Origin of the sequence: Peribacillus sp. NPDC097895 (assembly GCF_050277555.1) — a bacterium.
Classification (GTDB): Bacteria; Bacillota; Bacilli; order Bacillales; family DSM-1321; genus Peribacillus.
The window spans coordinates 1,274,369-1,293,600 of the sequence record NZ_JBNNSH010000001.1 but is presented as its reverse complement, the minus strand read 5'-3'; the positions used below and the strand labels follow the sequence as shown (position 1 = coordinate 1,293,600).

Below are 19,232 nucleotides of genomic sequence, written 5' to 3'. Positions count from 1 at the left end.
TGCTCGCTGAAGCTGTATTATTTCCCTGAGTTCGCCCCGTTTACCGGATGTAGTACCTGTACCTTGTCTCCTATTTCAATTGATAACAAATCCTCACCTACTACAACGTTTCCTTTGTATATTTCTTTTGTTCTTTCGAGCAAATTTGCCTTTTCTTCTGACAGTCCTTCCAATAATACAATATGTGAGTACACAGCAAGTTTTGGTTTTATTTGGCTAAAGACTTTACCTGCTTCCTCAGGTGTAGTGTGAAGATCAAGTATATTGGATATTGATTCTGATTCGTTATCAGGGCTTGCGGCTGCAACCTCATGGATCACTACGTCAGCACCTTTAGCAAATTGAATGAGATTTTCATTATAACGGGTGTCACCTGAGATCACTACGGAGTGTCCTTTGTAATTAACCCGATAACCGAAAGCAGGTTCTATGGATTTATGGTCAACCCTGAATGCTATTACCTCGATTCCCTTTTTTTTATAGACAATACCTTCTTTGATATCATTTGCTACTATACTTGATCCTTCAACGTTTCCATTCCCAGAGTCATTCCTTGCATCCAAATCGGCTTTAAATGCTTTATTCATATGTAACATCATTTTCTCGGTTCCCTTTGGTCCCCATATATTAAATGGTTGCTCCCTTTTACCTCCTGTTGGTAAAGAACCTGTAAGCCAAACGTCTGGTATGCCAATCGTATGATCAGAATGCAAATGAGTAAGGAATAACTTGTCCACACTTCCAGGTAACATATTCACCTTATATAATTGTAAAGCGGTTCCACGTCCAGCATCAAAGAGTAGTTTTTCATTACCTACTTCTAAAAGGGTAGCAGGACCTGAGCGAGTTGTACTTAAAATAGGAGAACCTGTTCCTAATAGAGTTACTTTAAAATCCGTTTTCTGTACAGCGGTTTGGCCAAAAGAAGGAAGAAATAATGATAATGATAGAATTATTGAAACTAGCAACAAAAAACCAAAAGAAGTATTTCTTATTCTTTTCTTCATAAAAAAACCTCCTGTAAGATTATTCAAGGAAAATCGAGCCGCTTGTTTTTAATATAAAACCTTGTTTCTTAAATACATTCACAAAATAAATATTACAATATTTATAATATTCAGTCAATAATGCCCGAAATAAAATCATGTATACTTTTTCAACCTTCCATCAAGACAACAGAGCTCAATTCGGGAAAGAAGCTGAAATAAACTTAAAAAATATTGGATTTTATATTGGATCAATTGTTCAAACTAAATTAAAAATATCTGTTCAAGAAGGAGTTTATATGGCAAACAAAAATAATAATAACCATAATCCAGTTCAACTTAAAAGTCAGGTTAGTAAATTAAATAACAACGAAATGGAAGTGGATACAGATGTCAATGAAGATCCTAATCGAGAAAAATTATTAGATGAATCAGTTGATTCCTTTCTAAAATCGAAAGAGGGACAGGAAAATTAGAGGAGGTATTGTAGTCGCTATTGACTCGTTTTAAAACGTTTTTATATTTTTTCTAACTCAAATGGGCCCCTCATGAAGCGTTTGAGCGGCCCATTTTGTTTCTTTATCAACGAACGTTTTTCTTCTTGGGGTACCGCCACATTTTTTAAAAAATATACGCTAAGCCTTCGGATGTGACCGGCCCCGGCCGTTTCTCTTCTATAAAGGCTGTTTTTATGAAGTAAATCTTTTTGTTTTTGATAACAAAAATTGAAATATTTGTTTTCGTGCGAATAAGTAGAAAATATATAAAGGTGAACAAAACCTTGTATATTTTCTACTTGTTGCTAAAGTACCAGTGTATCATTCACATCTGTACTTGAACTCAGGCTCTGTCTGTATATAAAAAGCATTTCTTACTTGTGCACTCCAATTTGCAAAGGCTGATCTCCATTCAGGAGTGTTAAAGAATTGTTCTACAGTTTGAGTTTCAGAATGCCAAACTATAAATAGGTTGAGTGGGGCAATTCCTCCTGCCCAAATTCCATTATTTGCGTCAGTATCTTCTTCCCTTACTAATAATAAGGGTAGACCAAATTGAAAAGCCATTGAAGGTTCTACTTGTGAATAAACTGATCCTATCCAGAATGGAGTGGATGGTGGAAGGGGTCCTGCATTGACATCATCTGTTTGAATTTTAAAACGACGAAGGTTTACTGCCAACATTCCATAGCTTGATGAAACTAACCGACGAATATCAGTTAAAATGGATTCGGGATAACTTTCGCTTAATGGTAATGTACGCGGAAAAAGCAAAGCATTCTCAATCTCTAAAATTAGACGGTTTAGAAACCGTTGTTGGTTGTCATTTAAATGAGTTGTCGTACTTAAAAATATAGGAATACGATAAGCACGGTCAATACACTCTTGGTGTGCCGATTCTATTTTCGCTTTATCTTTACGTAAAGAGCTATGCTCATTATTACTCACTTTCTCTTCATCCTTGCGTGAAGAGCTATTCTTATTTTTACTCACTTTCTCTTCATCCTTGCGTGAAGAGCTATTCTTATTTTTACTCATTTTCTCTTCATCCTTGCGTGAAGAACTATTCTTATTTTTACTCACTTTCTCACCTCCTTTTTTTATTAGTATATGGAAAAGGAATAAGTGAGCTTGGACATAACAGACTATTCATAATAGAGAGACTTTATAAAACGAAAATTAGTAATTTTGTCTTAAGCAGGAAATAAGTAATCTATCATTGCTATCCAAAATAAGCTTTTTGAATGAAGTCAATGTTGAGGAAAAAATATAACCCACAACATGATTGTGGGAAAAACGTTAAAAACGAGTAAGATGCACAAAATTTTCGTTCTAGGGGTATTATGGTATCTTACCTTGATGGGCATGGGGTACCGCCAGCAAACGCTGAATTATGATATCGTATTGCACTAATGCTCCCATTAGTTGAAAATAACGATATAATGTTAGTGGATGATTGTATTCGCAAAAGGAGGTTCGTTTCTATGAATATTTTAATTTTGGGTGCAACTGGACGAGTTGGGGGTCAATTAGTTACTTATGGTCTGCAAGACAGACATCATGTTACAGTTTTAGCTCGCACTCCAGAGAAGATTCAAATAAACAATGCCAATTTAACCATCATTCAAGGTAATGTTTTAAATAAAGATGATATCGTACGTGCCATGTATGGGATTGATGTCGTTATTAGTGCACTGAATACTGATGGGACAACCACTTTATCAGCAAGTATGCCACTAATTATCGAAGCAATGGAATACGAAGGAATACAACGAATTATAACCATTGGAACAGCAGGTATTCTGCAAAGTAGAACCAACCCAAATTCTCTGCGTTATCAGTCAAGTGAATCAAAGCAGAAGTCTACCCGTGCAGCGAAAGAACATCATAAAGTTTACGAGATGCTTAAACAATCAACACTTCTATGGACCATTGTCTGTCCTACGTATTTGCCGGATGGAGAAAGTGTTGGTACATATCGTGTAGAAGGTGACTTTTTGCCGGAGAATGGAGTTGAAATATCCGTTCCTGATACTGCAGAATTTGCATTTAGCCAAATAACAAGTAGCGATTTTTTAAAATCACGTGTAGGTATTGCCTACTAAAAATTCCAATTAACATTACTCCCCTTCGAGTAAGTTTGTTTAATCGTATAGAAAGCAAAAAAACCATCACATTGCGTTGATAGAAAGCCGGTTCAATTATCTTCGTAAATGCATTGGAATTTCGTTCTGCACAGTCTCTGAACCATTGCCAAGAATATTTTCCAGCTTATTTTGGGCGAAGATTTCACTCGTACCTTGCTCATGAACCTTCTTTTCCAATGTGCTATATTCCTCTTCCAAAAATAGCCACATTCTGCCGGTCAGGAACAAACGCTTGCCCGTTCCATTTCAATACGGTCTGCACATATCCTAGTGAGTCGGCATTATACCTCCCTGCGATCCTCTGATACGCTTCGAGCTCATATATGCCATCCCTATTGTAATCAACCGGATATAAACCAGATAAAGGATTGACCCATCCTTCTATCGGCGCCTTCAAAACACCATTCTTGTTATAAATTTCCGATAAATATTCCTTATCTTTATAAGTAAGATCTAGAATGTATCTTTCTTTTAGGTAATAGCTGTTCACCTTGGCTTTGTATAGATTTTCGTAATTTACAGCGTATTTATACGTTTCATTGAATGTATCGGAATTAAAAATGGTCAAGAGTCGACCGTTAAGATATGAAAAAACATAAGCATAAATGGAACCACCGCTTCCTCCTGTATCAATGACCACTAAAATGTCCTCCCCCTTATTACCTGTAAACTCACCAAGAAAAAGGGTCGGATTATATCCTGCGTTATTTTTCATTTGAACTTGTTCATATTGATTAGTCCTCCCATTTTGAATAACCAAAGTTATATTCCTCCAAAAGGGGCTATCAGAGGTTTTGTTTGCGGTAAGAAAAACATTGTCCTTTGTCCCGTCCCCATTAATATCGCCTTGCTTTGAGGTCACTATGACTGTTCTGTTCAAGTTCATTTCTCTTGAAAGATCAGTTTGGAGGTTCAATTGCATATCTAGCAGTTCCATTTTTGAAGGATAAGGATTTGGAAACGACAAGGCGTTATCAATCGTTTGCAGTGCTTCATTTGTTAATCCGGCCCTACTTTGAGTCTCAGCCAAACAGTACCAATAATAAGGATGATTCGTTTCTTGTATTTTTGCATAAAAGTAATGAATCACTTTTCTGATGTCATATGTATCCAATTTCATCCCACCTGTCTCATTATTATCCATATAGAATTATATGCGGGAATTTAGTGAATAGCCTTGATTGCATATCTTATGATTTCTGTTGCAAAATACTATTGTATAACCTTATTCGCTTGCATATATTTATTTAATTTGCTATTATAACTGACGAACGTTCGTTAAATTATGAGGTGATATTATTGAAAAGTAATGAAATTAAGGAAGCCGCTCTAAAATATTTCACGATTCATGGTTATGAAGGAGCTTCCCTTTCCCTAATAGCTGAAGAAGTCGGAATGAAAAAGCAATCCATTTACGCCCATTTTAAAGGCAAGGATGATCTTTTTCTGCAAGTTTTACGTGATGCGAAAGAGACGGAGCTATCTTCGAAACTCCAATATTTCAGTAAAGTTGATTCAAAAAATCCTGAAAAAGATTTATATGGATTCCTACAATTGGTCATCGATCTTTTCCAAAAAAATGAGCATATAAAGTTTTGGCTGCGTATGTCCTTTTTTCCGCCAGCACATCTTGAAAAAGAGATTGGGCAGGAAGTCATAGATATCGAGGAAAAGGTGCAGGCGATTCTCGAATGTAAATTCCAGGATTGGATCCATGCCAAATTAATCGTCGAAGATGCAGCCATAACGCCGACCTATGCTTTCTTGGGAGTAGTGGATTCCATTTTGGTTGAGCTTGTATATGGCAATGATGAGAAACGGCTGAAGGATAAATTATCTGCCTCTTGGAAAGTGTTTTGGAGAGGTATTTCACAAAAATGATTCACATAGAAAGTGGTGTTAAAACATGAATAAACCAATTAAAGAACAAAAGGCAGTATTAATTATTCTTCTAAGCAATATATTCATTGCTTTTTTGGGAATTGGACTCATCATCCCCGTTATGCCGTCATTTATGAATATCATGCATTTATCAGGAAGCACGATGGGCTATCTGGTTGCCGTATTTGCGGTATCACAGCTTGTTATGTCACCATTCGCAGGTCGTTGGGTTGACCGTTATGGCAGAAAGAAAATCATCATCATCGGCTTATTCCTTTTTGGTGTTTCTGAACTTATCTTCGGTATAGGCACGAATGTATCCGTGTTTTATATATCAAGGATCCTAGGCGGAATCAGTGCTGCCTTTATTATGCCAGGTGTTACGGCATATGTTGCAGATATTACGTCCGTTCAGGAAAGGCCGAAAGCTATGGGCTATATATCAGCCGCCATTAGCTTGGGCTTTATAATAGGACCCGGTATCGGTGGCTTCGTTGCAGAATATGGCATACGCTTGCCCTTCTTCCTTGCGGGAGCTATCGCTTTTTTAGCATGCCTTACATCCTTATTCATTTTAAAAGAGCCGTTAACAAAGGAACAGCTTGCAGAAGGTTCGGCTAATACAAAGCAAACGAACTTTATAGGCGATTTAAAAAAATCACTTAATCCGCTTTACTTTATTGCGTTCATCATTGTATTTGTACTCGCATTTGGTTTATCAGCGTATGAAACTGTTTTTAGCCTATTTTCTGATCGTAAATTCGGCTTCACGCCGAAGGATATTGCAATAATCATTACAATAAGCTCAATCTTCGGAGTGGTTGTGCAAGTATTTATGTTTGGTAAACTGATAGAGTTCCTAGGTGAAAAGAAGCTTATCCAATTATGCTTAATTATCAGTGCAATTTTTGCAGTAGCTTCCACCATGATCTCTAGCTTTTTGGCAGTTCTAGTCGTAACTTGTTTCATCTTCCTTGCATTTGACTTGCTTCGTCCGGCATTGACGACATTTCTATCAAAAGCTGCCGGGAAAGAGCAAGGGTTTGTTGCTGGTATGAACTCAACCTATACGAGCTTGGGGAATATCGCCGGACCATCAATTGGAGGATTACTATTTGACGTCAACATCAACTATCCATATCTTTTCGCTGCTGTCATTATCGTCATCGGACTGGGTATTACAGTCATTTGGAAGGAAAACCGATTGGCAGAAAGCTTAGCGGAATAATCAAAGTCCATGATTGTCCATTCCCAATTTTTCCTTTTCGAGTACAAAACTCTCAAACTTGAAAAATCGGACTATACTTTTATCATTAATGAAAATTCTTCGGGCATTTTTTTTGCCATTGAACGAACTAAAAATGCTTATTAACTTTTGATAAGGAGTAAAGGCACATCGATATTCGATGTGCCTTTACACTCTTATTTAGAATGTGATCCTTCAGAATCGTCAACATTCATTAGTTTAATTGCTAAGTTGAAGAGATACATACTTTACTTCTAAAAATTCATCCATGCCAGAGTGCCCGCCTTCTCTACCTAATCCACTTTCCTTCATGCCGCCAAATGGTGCTTGAGCAGTGGATGGGGCACTATCATTAATACCAACAATCCCATATTCAAGGCCATCCGAATAGGTAACTGCTTTATTTAATGACTCCGTATATACATAAGCTGCCAAGCCAAAATTAGTGTTATTGGCTCGATCCATCGCTTCTTGGTCAGTTTTAAATGTACTGACTGGTGCAATCGGACCAAACGTTTCTTCCTGCATACACAGCATATCATCCGTTACATTGGAAAGAATGGCAGGTGCGATAAAATAACCCTTTTCTTTATCTACCTTGGTAGTCTTATGGATGACAGCTCCTTTACTTATAGCATCATCTAATTGAAACTGAACTTTTTTTACTGCAGCTCCATCAATCAGTGGACCAAGATCGGTTCCATTCATTCCATTTCCAACCTTCAAAGATAAAACAGCCTTTTCAAAGGCTTGTAAAAATGGCTTTTGAATAGTCTCATGGACGTAAATTCGGTTCGCACAAATACATGTTTGTCCGGCATTCCTAAATTTCGATTGAATCAAACCTTTTACGGCTTCTTTGATATTCGCATCTTCGGCTATGATAAACGGAGCTAAGCCACCCAATTCAAGTGAGACTTTTTTTACCGTTTCTGCGGCCTTTTTCATTAGATGCTTCCCTACAGGTGTGGAACCTGTAAATGTAATTTTTTTGACACGTGAATCATTCATCCAAACGTCTGACACTTCCCCCGGGTTTTGTGTTGTGACAATATTTATTACACCGGCAGGAATTCCTGCTTCATGAGCACTTTCAACTAATAGCAATGCTGTCAATGGTGTTTGTTCCGCGGGTTTGATGACGACGGTACATCCTGCTGCAAGTGCAGGCGCCACTTTCCTTGTGATCATGGCAGCAGGAAAATTCCAAGGCGTGATGGCAGCAACGACACCGACTGCCTGCTTTTGCACTAAAATTCGCTTAGAAGCAACGGAAGCAGGTATGGTTTCTCCGTAGTTACGCTTTGCTTCTTCAGCAAACCATTTCACGAAACTTGAAGCATATTTTATTTCACCTTTTGCTTCGGCCAATGGTTTCCCTTGCTCCAATGTCATGATTGTTGCGATTTCATCTAGCCTTTTTTCAATAATTGTGTACCACTTCTCAAGTAATTCCGCCCGCTGATATGCACTTGTTTTCGACCAATTTAGAAAAGCCGCATGAGCTGCATCCACAGCAGCCTTTGCTTCTTTTTCCGTAGCGTCCGGTACATAGCCCACAGGCTCCAATGTTGCTGGATTTTCCACTACAAAATGACGTTCTGTTTGTTTGGTTTCACCGTTTATATATATTGGCCATTTTTCAACTACTTTGTTCATCCTGCTTTAAGCTCCTCTTCTTCTTCATGATCTGTAAAAGTCTTATCATTTTCTCCTTTGAAAAAGTCCTTACCATATAAAAGGGCACATAAAAGTATTCCTGCTGCAAACGCCATTCCAGCACCTTTTATAACAAGGATGGCAGCAACGACCCCTGCAATTCCCAAGTCGCGTTGGCTCCTCGCCTGCATTACACCGACACGCACGCTAACATATCCTTGAACCAAAAGCGTTAAGGCCAAGGCCACACCGAGAATTGGTTCAACCAAACTGACGACCGGCAATAAGAATAACCCAGTATTCGTACCCCAACGGAAAGAGCCAGCACCGCCAAAGAAAGAGTTCATCGCTTTCTTGCCATTTTTAAAGCGCTCCACTACAACGACCTGCATGGCTGCCCATAACGGGCCACACATCGTAATATCAGGCCCGATGAAACTCATGATCACATTTCGGCCGCCAAAAATTAAATGGGCTCTGTTTGGATTATATTCCACTTTTTCATCTTCCCTGACATCATCCGATTCAGAGAGCAACGCTTTTGTTTTCAGCACATCCCCAAATACAACTAAATAAGTAGCAAAAACAGCTGGTATTGCACTTAAAAAGAAGGTCATGGCTGGGAAACCTAAACCAAAAACCGTATAGTCAGACCAAAGCGTAGCAAAGTCCGGACTGCTGAATCCCCATTGAATATTTGGCCATTTTGCTTCTCCAAAAATGGGAGCAACAAAGACCGCGAGTAAGATAGCTGGCAATATCCCTAAATTACCGATAAATATCCAAACTTTATTTCGCATTTTCAATTTTCCGAAACTTTTCGAAAAAAGCAAATAAAAGGCAAAACCGATACAAATGCTTATTGTATAAGGAAATAAATCAAACTTTCCACCGACTTCAAAAATAGAAACGACAGCACCAATTCCCGCTCCTAATATAATGCCTGATTTAATTGCATTCGGCACTAATCGAACGACTTTACTCGCAAGCCCGGTCATTCCTAGTATTATGGATAAAATCCCTAATGTTAATTGAAACGCAACGAGTGCATAGACCCTATCAGGTCCTTCTGGAAATTGTCCGACAAACAATACAAGCAATGGAACCGCAGGTGTAATCCAACCTGGTATAACTGGGTCTCCGAGTAAATGATGTGTTAAATATAATAATCCATTTAAGACAACAACGGCTAGAGCCACATCGAAAGGCATACCTAGATGGTCTGCAAGAAGTGTAATCGCTCCAAGATCAACGGCACACATTAATAAACCTTGAACATAGTCTGGCCACTCAAAACGATAATGAACAAATGGCAGTCTAATTTTAAAAGGACCTGCAGGTATATACGATGTCTCTTTTCCATATGGACGGTTTTTCCATTTCATGTTGTTTCCTCCAGTTACATGCCATAGGCTGAACGATATATTTTTTCGATATCACGAACGTTTAATGCACGAGGATTATTCCGTAGTAAACGGACTTGTTTGATAGCTTCAGCAGCCATTTCACATAAGGAAGATTCAGGAATATCAAATTCACGAAGTGACTCAGGGATATCCACGTATCGACATATTCTAGTCATTGCTTCGATCGCTTTATCCGCTGCCTCATCATCATTTAAATGATCGACTTTTTCCCCAAGAGCTTCCGCAATATCACGGAATCTTTCTAAACATGCAATTTTATTCCATTTCATGACAAAGGGCAGTAATAATGAATTGCTGACTCCATGTGATAAATGGAAACGGCCTCCAAGCGGATAAGCTAGGGCATGTACAGCTCCAACACCGGCATTTCCAAATGCTAACCCGGCCATTAGGCTTCCCGTGATCATGGCTTCTCGTGCTTCTAGATGATCTGGAGCCGCATAAGCCTTTGGTAGATTTTTAGCGATTAACTTCATAGCGCCAATTGCCAAGGCATCCGTCACAGGGGACGCAAATTTTGAAATATAGGCCTCGACTGCATGAACAAGTGCATCCACTCCACTCGCCGCCGTCACACTTGGTGGGCAAGTCAGTGTCATAATCGGGGATACAATCGCTACATCCGGTAATAGATACGAACTAACAATTCCCTTCTTAACCTGTTCTTTTTTATCAGATAGTATCGAAATATTCGTTACTTCGGACCCAGTGCCCGCTGTCGTCGGTATAGCTATTAAAGGAATACCTGGAACTTCAATTAAGTTCGTACCAAAATAGGTCTCGATGCTTCCCGAATTCGTAGCCATAACGGAAGAGGCTTTTGCGATATCTATCGCACTTCCTCCCCCTACCGCAATCAACCCATCATGATTGCCATCTTGGATTGAACGTACACATTGCTCAACGATTTCAATTTCCGGTTCAGGATTGACTTCCGAAAAAATACCGTATGCCGATGAAAGTAAATCCTCAACCTTTTGCACAACCCCAGCATTCAGTAAAACTTTATCTGTAACTAATAATGGATTCTTCATCCCTAATCGCGTAACCTCTTCAGTCAGCTGTTGTAAAGAATCTGCTCCTGTCACCAATTTGTTAGCCATTGAAAAAATAGAAATATTCATGGTAATCTCCCCTTTCATTAATCTACTAATGCAGGAATCATGCCAAAATGAAAACGCTTCATATAATAACGGTTTAACCTATTTTTTCATTGGAAATCCGATTAAAATGAGTAGAAATCAAATCGAACAAACTAATTCGATTCGTTTTCTACTCGCATGTGAAATTTTTTCATTTTTTGCACCAAGGCGCTTTGACTGATTTCTAAAGAAGCGGCAGCCGCCCTTGTTGTCCCATATTTATTCATTGCATTCAGGATTAAGGATCGCTCCAGTTCAGAAACGGCCTCCTTCAAGGAAAGAGGTGTAGTTTTCCTTGTCACGACTGGACGTATGAAAGATGGTAAATTAGATAAATCAATCGTATCTTCATAAGTCGTAACGACCAGTCGCTCAGCAAGATTCGCAAGCTCACGTATATTACCAGGCCACGAATAATTTGTTAGCCATTCATAGCATTCCGGTGTCATCTTTTTCTTTTCATTATACTTTTCATTGAATTTTTCCAGATACATTTCTAGAAGCGGGACCATTTCTTCTTTCCGCTGGCGTAAAGGCGGAACTTCAAACGAGACAATATTAAGCCGGTAATAAAGATCTTCACGGAAAGATCCTTCTTGAACAAGTGATGCTAGGTCACGATGAGTGGCAGTAATTAATCTAACATCCACTTCTTTCATTTCAGTAGAGCCTACTCTCATAAACTTGTTTTCTTCCACCACTTTCAACAGTTTTACTTGTAACTCTAAAGGTAAGTCCCCAATTTCGTCTAAAAATAAAGTACCACCATTGGCTTTCTCAAAAATACCCATTTTCCCATTCTTTAGGGATCCGGTAAACGCTCCCGGTTCATATCCAAAAAGTTCAGATTCCACCAAGTTCGCTGGGATGGCCCCGCAATTTAATTCAAGGAAAATATTTTCCTTCCTGGAGCTTTTGGAATGAATGTACTTAGCAATCAAGCTCTTCCCTACACCTGTTTCCCCCTGTAACAAAATCTTCGCGTCCGTTTTGGCTACCTTGTCAGCCAAATTGAATAAAGGCGTTGTAGAGGGCCCAATGATAATTTCCTGTAGATTCACCTGTTCCGAATCAGGTAACAATTGAGAAATGGGTTGAAAAGATAACTTTTGACTGTCAATCGTGTACTTCATTCTGATTAATTCGGTAATATCTCTTACACTATTTATGACAAATATGACTTCGTTCTGTGGCGAAAGAATGGGTGTGGCCGACACGATAATCTTTCTTCCATTTCGGATTCTTTGCGTCAGCGTAACTTGATTCTTCGTTCGAATAGAGTCCAATGAAGCAGAAACGGAAATCATCCCCTGCTCAATTAAATAACTCATAGGTTTCCGGATAATTTCCTCTTCTCTAATTCCAGTAATTCGTTGATAAGCTTGATTGATAAATAATGTCGTTCCTTCACCATCTGTGATATACACGCCATCGTACAGGGCATTAAATACAACCCTGCATAAATCACTCTCAAAAAATGCTTGAAATTGTTCATATGGTATCGAGTAATTCCGTAAATTTTGCAGAGGTGCATTCACAGTAATAAAATGAGAAATAGGCTTCGTTAAATCACTCTGCTGCACGGCAGCTGATAACGCTTCCATTGTCAGAAATCCGATAAAATCCTCTGAATTGTCTATCACTTCCACTTCATTTTTACCGATGGGAAAACATGAGATCGCTTCCTCCACTGTCATATCAGAATGAAACTTAGTCATCAATATCCACTCCCACTGGTTCTTTAACATCAAAATCGAAGGTTTCTCGATATTCTTCATTAATTTCCTCTAATTTTTTCATATAATTGCCACCTATCTTTCTCCCTTTATACTAGGTCACTCTTTGAAATTCGTGTTCAAAACGGCTAATATGAATGTTCTAATATCCATAAATCATGTGCTATTCGTTTTTTTAGTGAACTTTATGGTAAGTATTATGTAAGTCCCTTTCCTTATGATACTATGTACAACAACAAACGACTCATAAACATACACCGTTAAAACGGAGTCAACCCTTTTTAAATATGCTAAAAAACTTCATAAATGGAAGGAATGAAAACATCCAAATAGAAGATTTGAGGAATACCGTAAATAAGTCCCGCCCAGACCTCTATTTTGTCCATTTAGCTGGGAGGGCACTGGACACTTTTATCATACCAAGGGTCTTTCCAATGCTCAAATTCCATTTTCACCCATTTAAGGAAGGCTGCAGTTGCCAATAGGCTGCCTTATGAAAACTCCCGTTGTGTGTAGATTGTTCTTATGTTTATAAGAAAGACAGTTAATGAAAATAAAAAAGAAACCAGTGAGTAATTTCACTGATTTTCATTTTCTTATCTATTATTAATAATAAATTAATAACGACCGGTGTTCGCAGAAATAATGAGAGCCCCGCTTGAAGAATAAATACCCGCTTTGGCCAAAGCACTATACGGATCTTTATCCCATAATTGAGCGATATAACAGAAGGTCTGACCTTTCATTATCCATCCGTTACCACCGGAACTGGAACAACTTGTATATGCTCTCTTAGAAGTGCCATTAAAACTATCAACCCACACATTCGCATAATAATCATAAGGTGCGGTCGAATAAAGCTTTAAGTAACCCCAAGCCGAATGACAATACGCACTTCCTTTTAGCTGCACATATCCAATTTTCACACCGTTTTTATAGATATATTCTGTTTCATAGGTGTTTGGGCTTTTATTGGCACAACCAGTCGAATAAGGATTTGTATTATCATAAGAAAGCGCATACGCTTTCTTCATCGGTGATATCGCAAAAAATAGACCAAAGACAAGAGTAACTGACATCCCAATATTTAATAATTTTTTTATAATAACCTCTCTCTTTTCCTTCTTCTAGACTTTACCATGTGAAAATTGATATTTCTATGTACCATGGGATCATATTCCATTTAATTACATACTCCCATTTTCAGGCTAACTATTTAGTTAATTAGGTACTAAAGAATGAATCTTCTCTAACCATCCAATCTGCTCCGTTAGTTAAAGTACACAAAAGCGATGATGGACTCTTAAACACCCAAGGAATGAAGTTTACTCACACAATATGACTGTTTGGATATTACAGATTGCCTCCCGGTTTATGCATACTGTGCAACATAATCACTAATAATAAATTACTTTGGAATATTTTTTGATTTACTACGAATCCTAATTTTAGGAGGCGACAAAAATGAAAAAACAAGAAAAATCAAAAAAAATTGGCCAAAAAGCCGATTCAATGAACGCTATGGATCAGGGGTTAAACTTGTTTCCACAATTGATTAATAACGCTACCGGTATTGACAAGGGAAACGATGGTAAAATCAATAAAAATGATTAACAAACGCCTTTTTGGCGTTTTTCTATCTTCCTAATGATCTTCTCCCTCTTACCTCCACCTTCATATAATGGTCACCAATTTGTCACCCTTTTAAAGTGCTAACACATCCTTTAGCTTACGAAGGAATTCTTAATTAAACGAAAGCTCTGTCGTCATTTGGTCCGTCATAATCAGTGTTTACTGAACATCATCTGTTTTAAAGAAAGTCCAATCATACACGTTGACTATACAATCTTTAGAAGCTAAAAAAGTCCCAATAGGGTTTAACCTATTGGGACTCTCGCGTATTAAGTTAATAGAAGGAATGCTGAAGCCAGTAGTTGCAACATATATCCGCCTTTTTATTTACTTAATGTTTTTGAAGCAAGATAAGCGACAAGTATATAGCGTTCAGGAGCTGATCCAATATAATCAAAGGGATAACATGTACTGACGGTTAGTGTCGCTCGTGGTTTTGGAACGATTACGGTTCGATCATCCTCATCCACAATGCGAACTTTGTTGACTTTGTATGTGAACTCTCCTGCCGAAGTTCTTACAATCAACAAATCTCCTTCGCCAACTTGCCCAAGTTTACGGAATACCGTATCTCGATGACCGGAAAGAACCGAATTGTCATTTTCACCTGGTAGCACGCTTCCTGCAAAGTGACCTACGCCTTTCTCCAATTCATCCTCGTTTGTGCCATGGAAAATAGGGAGTGTTGCTTTTAGTTTGGGTATATACAGTTCCCCCATTTCTTCACCCGTTTTAGGGCGGACAGGATAAAGCTCTTCCTTTGTTGTTTTATTACTTGGTGGTTTCTGTACTGTTTCTTTTACTTGGCTACTTGGAGCATGAGTCTTATATAGTAGGTAGCCTTTTGCAAACTTATACATATTAGATGTGGAAAACCAAACCCCAAATAAAATGATGGCAATTGTACAACAAAGCAGAAGTAACCGCCTTTTCTTTAGTTGTTTCATATTAAGCGTTCCTGATTTTTCGATACATCATGCATCCCAACAAAGCGATGAATAGTCCTAAAAGGGCGTTAGGGATGTAATCTGATGCGGTCTTTGGCAGCTTGGCCCCTTTTACCGTTTGATGTTCCGATTTAGTATGAGAGCTGATTTTTTGTTTTACTGGTTTTGCAACGGGTGCCTTTTCAATGGTCTTTGTCACCTCTTTAGCAGATTCCTTTATTTGTTGTCCTGCATTCGTAAGAGTGTCAGAATCGACCATATCACCCGTAATCAAAAGATCAGCCAAGAACTTCCCATCTGTAGTGTATATCGCAATTTTCAGGTTAGCACCCTTCAATTCATCCATTTTCATTAAATCAAAAAGAGAAATAGGCGATTCCGAACCGCTTTTCACAAGGGAATAGGATACATTAAGCTTAAAGATGGAAAGTAATTCTTCATAGATAGATGCCATTTCAGCTATTTGTTCGGCTGAAAGCTCGGTTGCTACGTCAAATTCCTCGAAAGCCATCATACGGTTGCCCAATTCTTCAAGTCGCTTGACTGTTTCCGGATTGGAAAGATGCTCTTCCAAAGACATTAAATGGTCTTCAAGACGCTGTAATTCCTCTTCGGTTAGACCGAGTTCTTCCTCGAAAATAGGAAGAAGATCTTCGGCAACTTCACCATCCAAGTCCTCACCAGTAAGGGTCCAAACAGTTTCTTCAAGATTATCTATGTATATATAATCGTTAATATCTTCACCATTTTCCTCTAACAATTGAAGCAGGGATTGTTTATCCAGTTCATAATTCTCATTAAAATAATCTAAGTTACTTAGGTCTGCCTTTATGACGTCACCTAAAAATTCGCTAAGCTCTTCGACAGATTCAAAGTCTTCCGTGCTAATTTCATAGGGTTCTAATGACACTTCGATATCTTCTTTTGTTACTTCGAAGCCTCTTTCCTTGCTAACCTTTGCTAAATAATTGGCTAATTCTTGGTCAAAGTTTGGATCGCGTTCAAAATCGCCCTCTTCTTTATAGAAATAAACAGCTTCATCGAGGTCCCAGATAAAGATATAATCATCCAGCTCTTCTCCGTTCTCGTGCAACAGTTTAATTAGACTCTCATTAGTAAGATTATAATCTTCATAAATAGGTTTTAAATTGCTTAAATCTGCTTTTATAGTTTCTCCTAAAGTATCTTTAAGCTCATCAATAGATTGAAAGTTTTTTATACTCTCATCGTAAAAAGAAAGCGACGTTTCAATATCATCCTTCGTCACTTCAAAGCCCCTAACAAGGCTTACCTCCTTTAAATACTTTTTAAGTTCCTGTTCAAAATTATTGCTTTGAGCAGCCGATGCTAATTGCGGGAATAAGCTAATTAACAACGTAAGGGTAAGTAACGTGTTCCACAGTTTTTTCATACTGTTCTCCTATTCATAACATTTCTATGTTTCTTGAAAATTATAAGGGAATAACATTAACTTAACAATGAGGGTATTTTTTACCAATAAGGAAAAATGATATTTTTCTTACTTTTTAAGGCGTGTTTCTTCTATTGAGGGTATCGGGCCGTGATGGACATCGATTTAAAAGCGTTTGCAAAATCAAAAATTTTCGTTATAATACTTGTATACAAGTATACTCGAACTCAAGAAGGTGAATGTATGGACGATTCAAGGGAATTTCTTTATCCCACTAAATGGCTTTCAAAAGCCTCTGCTGGTGAACGTGTTACATGTGAGCTAAGAATGCGTATAATTTCCGGGAGAATTGAAAGCGGTACCATATTATCGGAAAATAAATTAGCTGCAGATTTTGCTGTAAGTCGCTCACCTATTCGTGAAGCATTAAAAATCCTGGCATCCGAAAATATTATCCGATTAGAAAGAATGGGTGCCGTTGTTATAGGTTTATCAGAAAAAGAAATCGAAGAAATTTATGATGTTCGTTTACTTATAGAATCGTTTGTATTTGAACGCCTAGTAAGGATGGACACTAATCATTTAGTAAAGGAACTTAGTAAAATACTGGAGATGATGAAAGTCGCAATCAAATATAATGATGCTGATGAATTTTCCTATCAAGATGTCTTGTTCCATGAAACGATTATTCGTGCAGATAATCATTCATATATCTTGATGATCTGGAGTAATTTAAAACCCGTAATGGAAAGCCTCATCTTAATTTCGATGCGTATGCGTTTCAAAGAAAAGTATGAAGACTTCACGCGGATAGTAAAAAATCATGAGCTTTATATTGAAGCGATCAAAACAAAAGATAGAGACCTCATGATTAAAACTTTTCATGAGAACTTTGATGATGTTCAAGGTAAAGTAGAAGACCTATGGATGTCACAACAAATGCTTACTAAAGGAGTCGTGCAACAAGATGACTAACTATATGTTGGGTGTAGATATCGGAACCACAAGTACGAAAGCCGTGTTATTTAGTGAAAAAGGCGAGGTCATCCAACAAGAAAATATTGGGTACCCGCTTTATACACCTGATATATCGGCTGCAGAACAAAACCCAGAAGAGATTTTCCAGGCAGTTCTACAAGCCATTTCGAATATAATGAAACATCATTCACAAAAAAAGCTATCGTTCATTTCATTTAGCAGTGCCATGCATAGTGTCATTGCCATGGATGAAAAAGACCTACCGCTGACGCCTTGCATCACTTGGGCAGATAATCGAAGTCAAGCATGGGCACATCATATAAAAGATGAGATGAATGGCCAAGAAATCTATAAACGAACAGGAACACCGATTCACCCCATGTCACCATTGACTAAAATAACTTGGATCGTGAACGACCTTCCTGAAATCGCTGTCAAGGTTAAAAAATATATCGGAATTAAAGAATATATTTTTAAAAAGTTCTTTGATAAATATATTGTAGATTATTCACTAGCCTCAGCCATGGGCTTGATGAATCTCAAAACATTGGATTGGGATGAAGAAGCATTAAAAATTGCTGGAATTACATCTTCCCAATTATCTGATCTTGTGCCAACAACCAAGATATTTACCAACTGTGATTCCGATTTAGCCAAACAGATGGGCATTGATCAACAAACACCATTTGTCATAGGGGCCAGCGATGGAGTCCTTTCTAATCTAGGTGTAAATGCGATACAAAAAGGCGAAATTGCTGTAACGATCGGGACAAGCGGTGCCATTCGAACCATTATTGACAAGCCGCAAACAGATGAAAAGGGAAGAATATTTTGTTATGCCTTAACCGAAAAGCACTGGGTAATTGGCGGACCGGTAAACAATGGCGGAATGGTCCTTCGCTGGATCCGTGATGAGCTTGCCTCTTCAGAAGTAGAAACAGCGAAAAGATTAGGAATTGATCCTTATGATGTATTAACCAAAATTGCTGAACGTGTAAGACCAGGTTCAGATGGATTGCTGTTCCACCCATACCTTGCTGGTGAACGTGCGCCATTATGGAATCCAGACGTACGTGGATCATTCTTCGGTTTAACGATGTCACATAAGAAAGAACATATGATTCGCGCTGCCCTAGAAGGAGTCATTTACAATTTATACACCGTCTTTTTAGCCTTAACCGAATGCATGGAAAGTCCCGTGACCCGTATTCAAGCCACAGGAGGCTTTGCAAGATCAGATGTTTGGCGGCAAATGATGTCTGATATTTTCGCATCTGAAGTAGTTGTCCCAGAAAGCTATGAAAGTTCTTGTCTAGGAGCATGTATTCTAGGCTTATATGCCACAGGAAAAATCGAATCATTTGAGGTCGTTTCTGAAATGATTGGCAGTACCAACATTCACACACCAAAGGAAGAGGCAACAAAAGAATATAGGCAATTACTGCCGATTTTCATTAATCTATCTAGAATATTAGAAGAAGATTATACACGGATTTCCAATTATCAAAGAAGCTTAATTAACACTACTAGATAACTAATTGGA

17 protein-coding genes are annotated in these 19,232 nt (G+C 38.2%); 7 read left to right on the top strand and 10 right to left on the bottom strand.

Going from position 1 to position 19,232, the window contains the following annotated elements:
- Window positions 1–17: 17 nt before the first annotated feature.
- Complete coding sequence (locus tag ACQKMH_RS06215; protein ID WP_427586547.1) at window positions 18–1,007, bottom strand: MBL fold metallo-hydrolase; 990 nt, start codon at window positions 1,005–1,007, stop codon at window positions 18–20.
- Between the two features lie 137 nt (window positions 1,008–1,144).
- Here ACQKMH_RS06215 and ACQKMH_RS06210 point away from each other — a divergent pair, with 137 nt between their 5' ends.
- Complete coding sequence (locus ACQKMH_RS06210; protein ID WP_427586546.1) at window positions 1,145–1,462, top strand: hypothetical protein; 318 nt, start codon at window positions 1,145–1,147, stop codon at window positions 1,460–1,462.
- Between the two features lie 342 nt (window positions 1,463–1,804).
- Here the strand turns inward: ACQKMH_RS06210 and ACQKMH_RS06205 are convergent, their stop codons facing one another.
- Window positions 1,805–2,431: a hypothetical protein gene (locus ACQKMH_RS06205; RefSeq protein ID WP_427587524.1), complete on the bottom strand. Its 627-nt coding sequence runs from the start codon at window positions 2,429–2,431 to the stop codon at window positions 1,805–1,807.
- A gap of 536 nt (window positions 2,432–2,967) precedes the next feature.
- Between ACQKMH_RS06205 and ACQKMH_RS06200 the strand changes: the two genes are divergently transcribed.
- On the top strand, window positions 2,968–3,588 hold the full coding sequence (locus tag ACQKMH_RS06200) for an NAD(P)-dependent oxidoreductase (protein ID WP_427586545.1): 621 nt from the start codon (window positions 2,968–2,970) through the stop codon (window positions 3,586–3,588).
- A 223-nt stretch (window positions 3,589–3,811) separates the two neighbouring features.
- On the opposite strand, the gene ACQKMH_RS06195 is transcribed toward ACQKMH_RS06200, so the two are convergent.
- Window positions 3,812–4,552 carry a VCBS repeat-containing protein gene (locus ACQKMH_RS06195; protein ID WP_427587523.1) on the bottom strand — a complete coding sequence of 247 codons (741 nt, stop codon included), beginning with the start codon at window positions 4,550–4,552 and terminating at the stop codon, window positions 3,812–3,814.
- 377 nt (window positions 4,553–4,929) lie between these two features.
- Here ACQKMH_RS06195 and ACQKMH_RS06190 point away from each other — a divergent pair, with 377 nt between their 5' ends.
- On the top strand, window positions 4,930–5,511 hold the full coding sequence (locus ACQKMH_RS06190; protein WP_427586544.1) for a TetR/AcrR family transcriptional regulator: 582 nt from the start codon (window positions 4,930–4,932) through the stop codon (window positions 5,509–5,511).
- Between the two features lie 25 nt (window positions 5,512–5,536).
- Window positions 5,537–6,739: an MFS transporter gene (locus ACQKMH_RS06185; protein ID WP_427586543.1), complete on the top strand. Its 1,203-nt coding sequence runs from the start codon at window positions 5,537–5,539 to the stop codon at window positions 6,737–6,739.
- Window positions 6,740–6,976: 237 nt separating this feature from the next.
- Here ACQKMH_RS06185 and ACQKMH_RS06180 read toward each other — a convergent pair whose 3' ends face one another.
- From ACQKMH_RS06180 to ACQKMH_RS06160, 5 genes are all read right to left on the bottom strand, one after another.
- Window positions 6,977–8,416, bottom strand: a complete 1,440-nt coding sequence (locus ACQKMH_RS06180; protein ID WP_427586542.1) for an NAD-dependent succinate-semialdehyde dehydrogenase — start codon at window positions 8,414–8,416, stop codon at window positions 6,977–6,979.
- Complete coding sequence (locus ACQKMH_RS06175) at window positions 8,413–9,801, bottom strand: hypothetical protein (protein WP_427586541.1); 1,389 nt, start codon at window positions 9,799–9,801, stop codon at window positions 8,413–8,415. The genes ACQKMH_RS06180 and ACQKMH_RS06175 overlap by 4 nt, the downstream gene beginning before the upstream one ends.
- A 14-nt stretch (window positions 9,802–9,815) precedes the next feature.
- Window positions 9,816–10,967 (bottom strand): iron-containing alcohol dehydrogenase, encoded by a 1,152-nt coding sequence (locus ACQKMH_RS06170; RefSeq protein WP_427586540.1) that lies wholly within the window; start codon window positions 10,965–10,967, stop codon window positions 9,816–9,818.
- Window positions 10,968–11,098: 131 nt separating this feature from the next.
- Window positions 11,099–12,703 (bottom strand): sigma-54 interaction domain-containing protein, encoded by a 1,605-nt coding sequence (locus tag ACQKMH_RS06165; protein WP_427586539.1) that lies wholly within the window; start codon window positions 12,701–12,703, stop codon window positions 11,099–11,101.
- Window positions 12,704–13,338: 635 nt separating this feature from the next.
- Window positions 13,339–13,755, bottom strand: coding sequence for a DUF2690 domain-containing protein (locus ACQKMH_RS06160; protein WP_427586538.1), 417 nt, complete (start codon window positions 13,753–13,755; stop codon window positions 13,339–13,341).
- Between the two features lie 430 nt (window positions 13,756–14,185).
- Here ACQKMH_RS06160 and ACQKMH_RS06155 point away from each other — a divergent pair, with 430 nt between their 5' ends.
- The gene (locus ACQKMH_RS06155; RefSeq protein ID WP_427586537.1) at window positions 14,186–14,335 is read left to right on the top strand and encodes a hypothetical protein; all 150 of its coding nucleotides are present in this window, start codon (window positions 14,186–14,188) and stop codon (window positions 14,333–14,335) included.
- A gap of 341 nt (window positions 14,336–14,676) precedes the next feature.
- Here ACQKMH_RS06155 and ACQKMH_RS06150 read toward each other — a convergent pair whose 3' ends face one another.
- Together ACQKMH_RS06150 and ACQKMH_RS06145 are read right to left on the bottom strand one after the other, a co-directional pair.
- Window positions 14,677–15,300 (bottom strand): class D sortase, encoded by a 624-nt coding sequence (locus tag ACQKMH_RS06150; protein ID WP_427586536.1) that lies wholly within the window; start codon window positions 15,298–15,300, stop codon window positions 14,677–14,679.
- A gap of 1 nt (window position 15,301) precedes the next feature.
- Complete coding sequence (locus ACQKMH_RS06145; protein ID WP_427586535.1) at window positions 15,302–16,711, bottom strand: processed acidic surface protein; 1,410 nt, start codon at window positions 16,709–16,711, stop codon at window positions 15,302–15,304.
- A gap of 243 nt (window positions 16,712–16,954) precedes the next feature.
- On the opposite strand from ACQKMH_RS06145, the gene ACQKMH_RS06140 reads away from it, so the two are divergent.
- Window positions 16,955–17,686, top strand: a complete 732-nt coding sequence (locus ACQKMH_RS06140; RefSeq protein WP_427586534.1) for a GntR family transcriptional regulator — start codon at window positions 16,955–16,957, stop codon at window positions 17,684–17,686.
- Complete coding sequence (gene gntK / locus ACQKMH_RS06135; RefSeq protein WP_427586533.1) at window positions 17,679–19,223, top strand: gluconokinase; 1,545 nt, start codon at window positions 17,679–17,681, stop codon at window positions 19,221–19,223. The genes ACQKMH_RS06140 and gntK overlap by 8 nt, the downstream gene beginning before the upstream one ends.
- The last annotated feature ends 9 nt before the right edge of the window (window positions 19,224–19,232 follow it).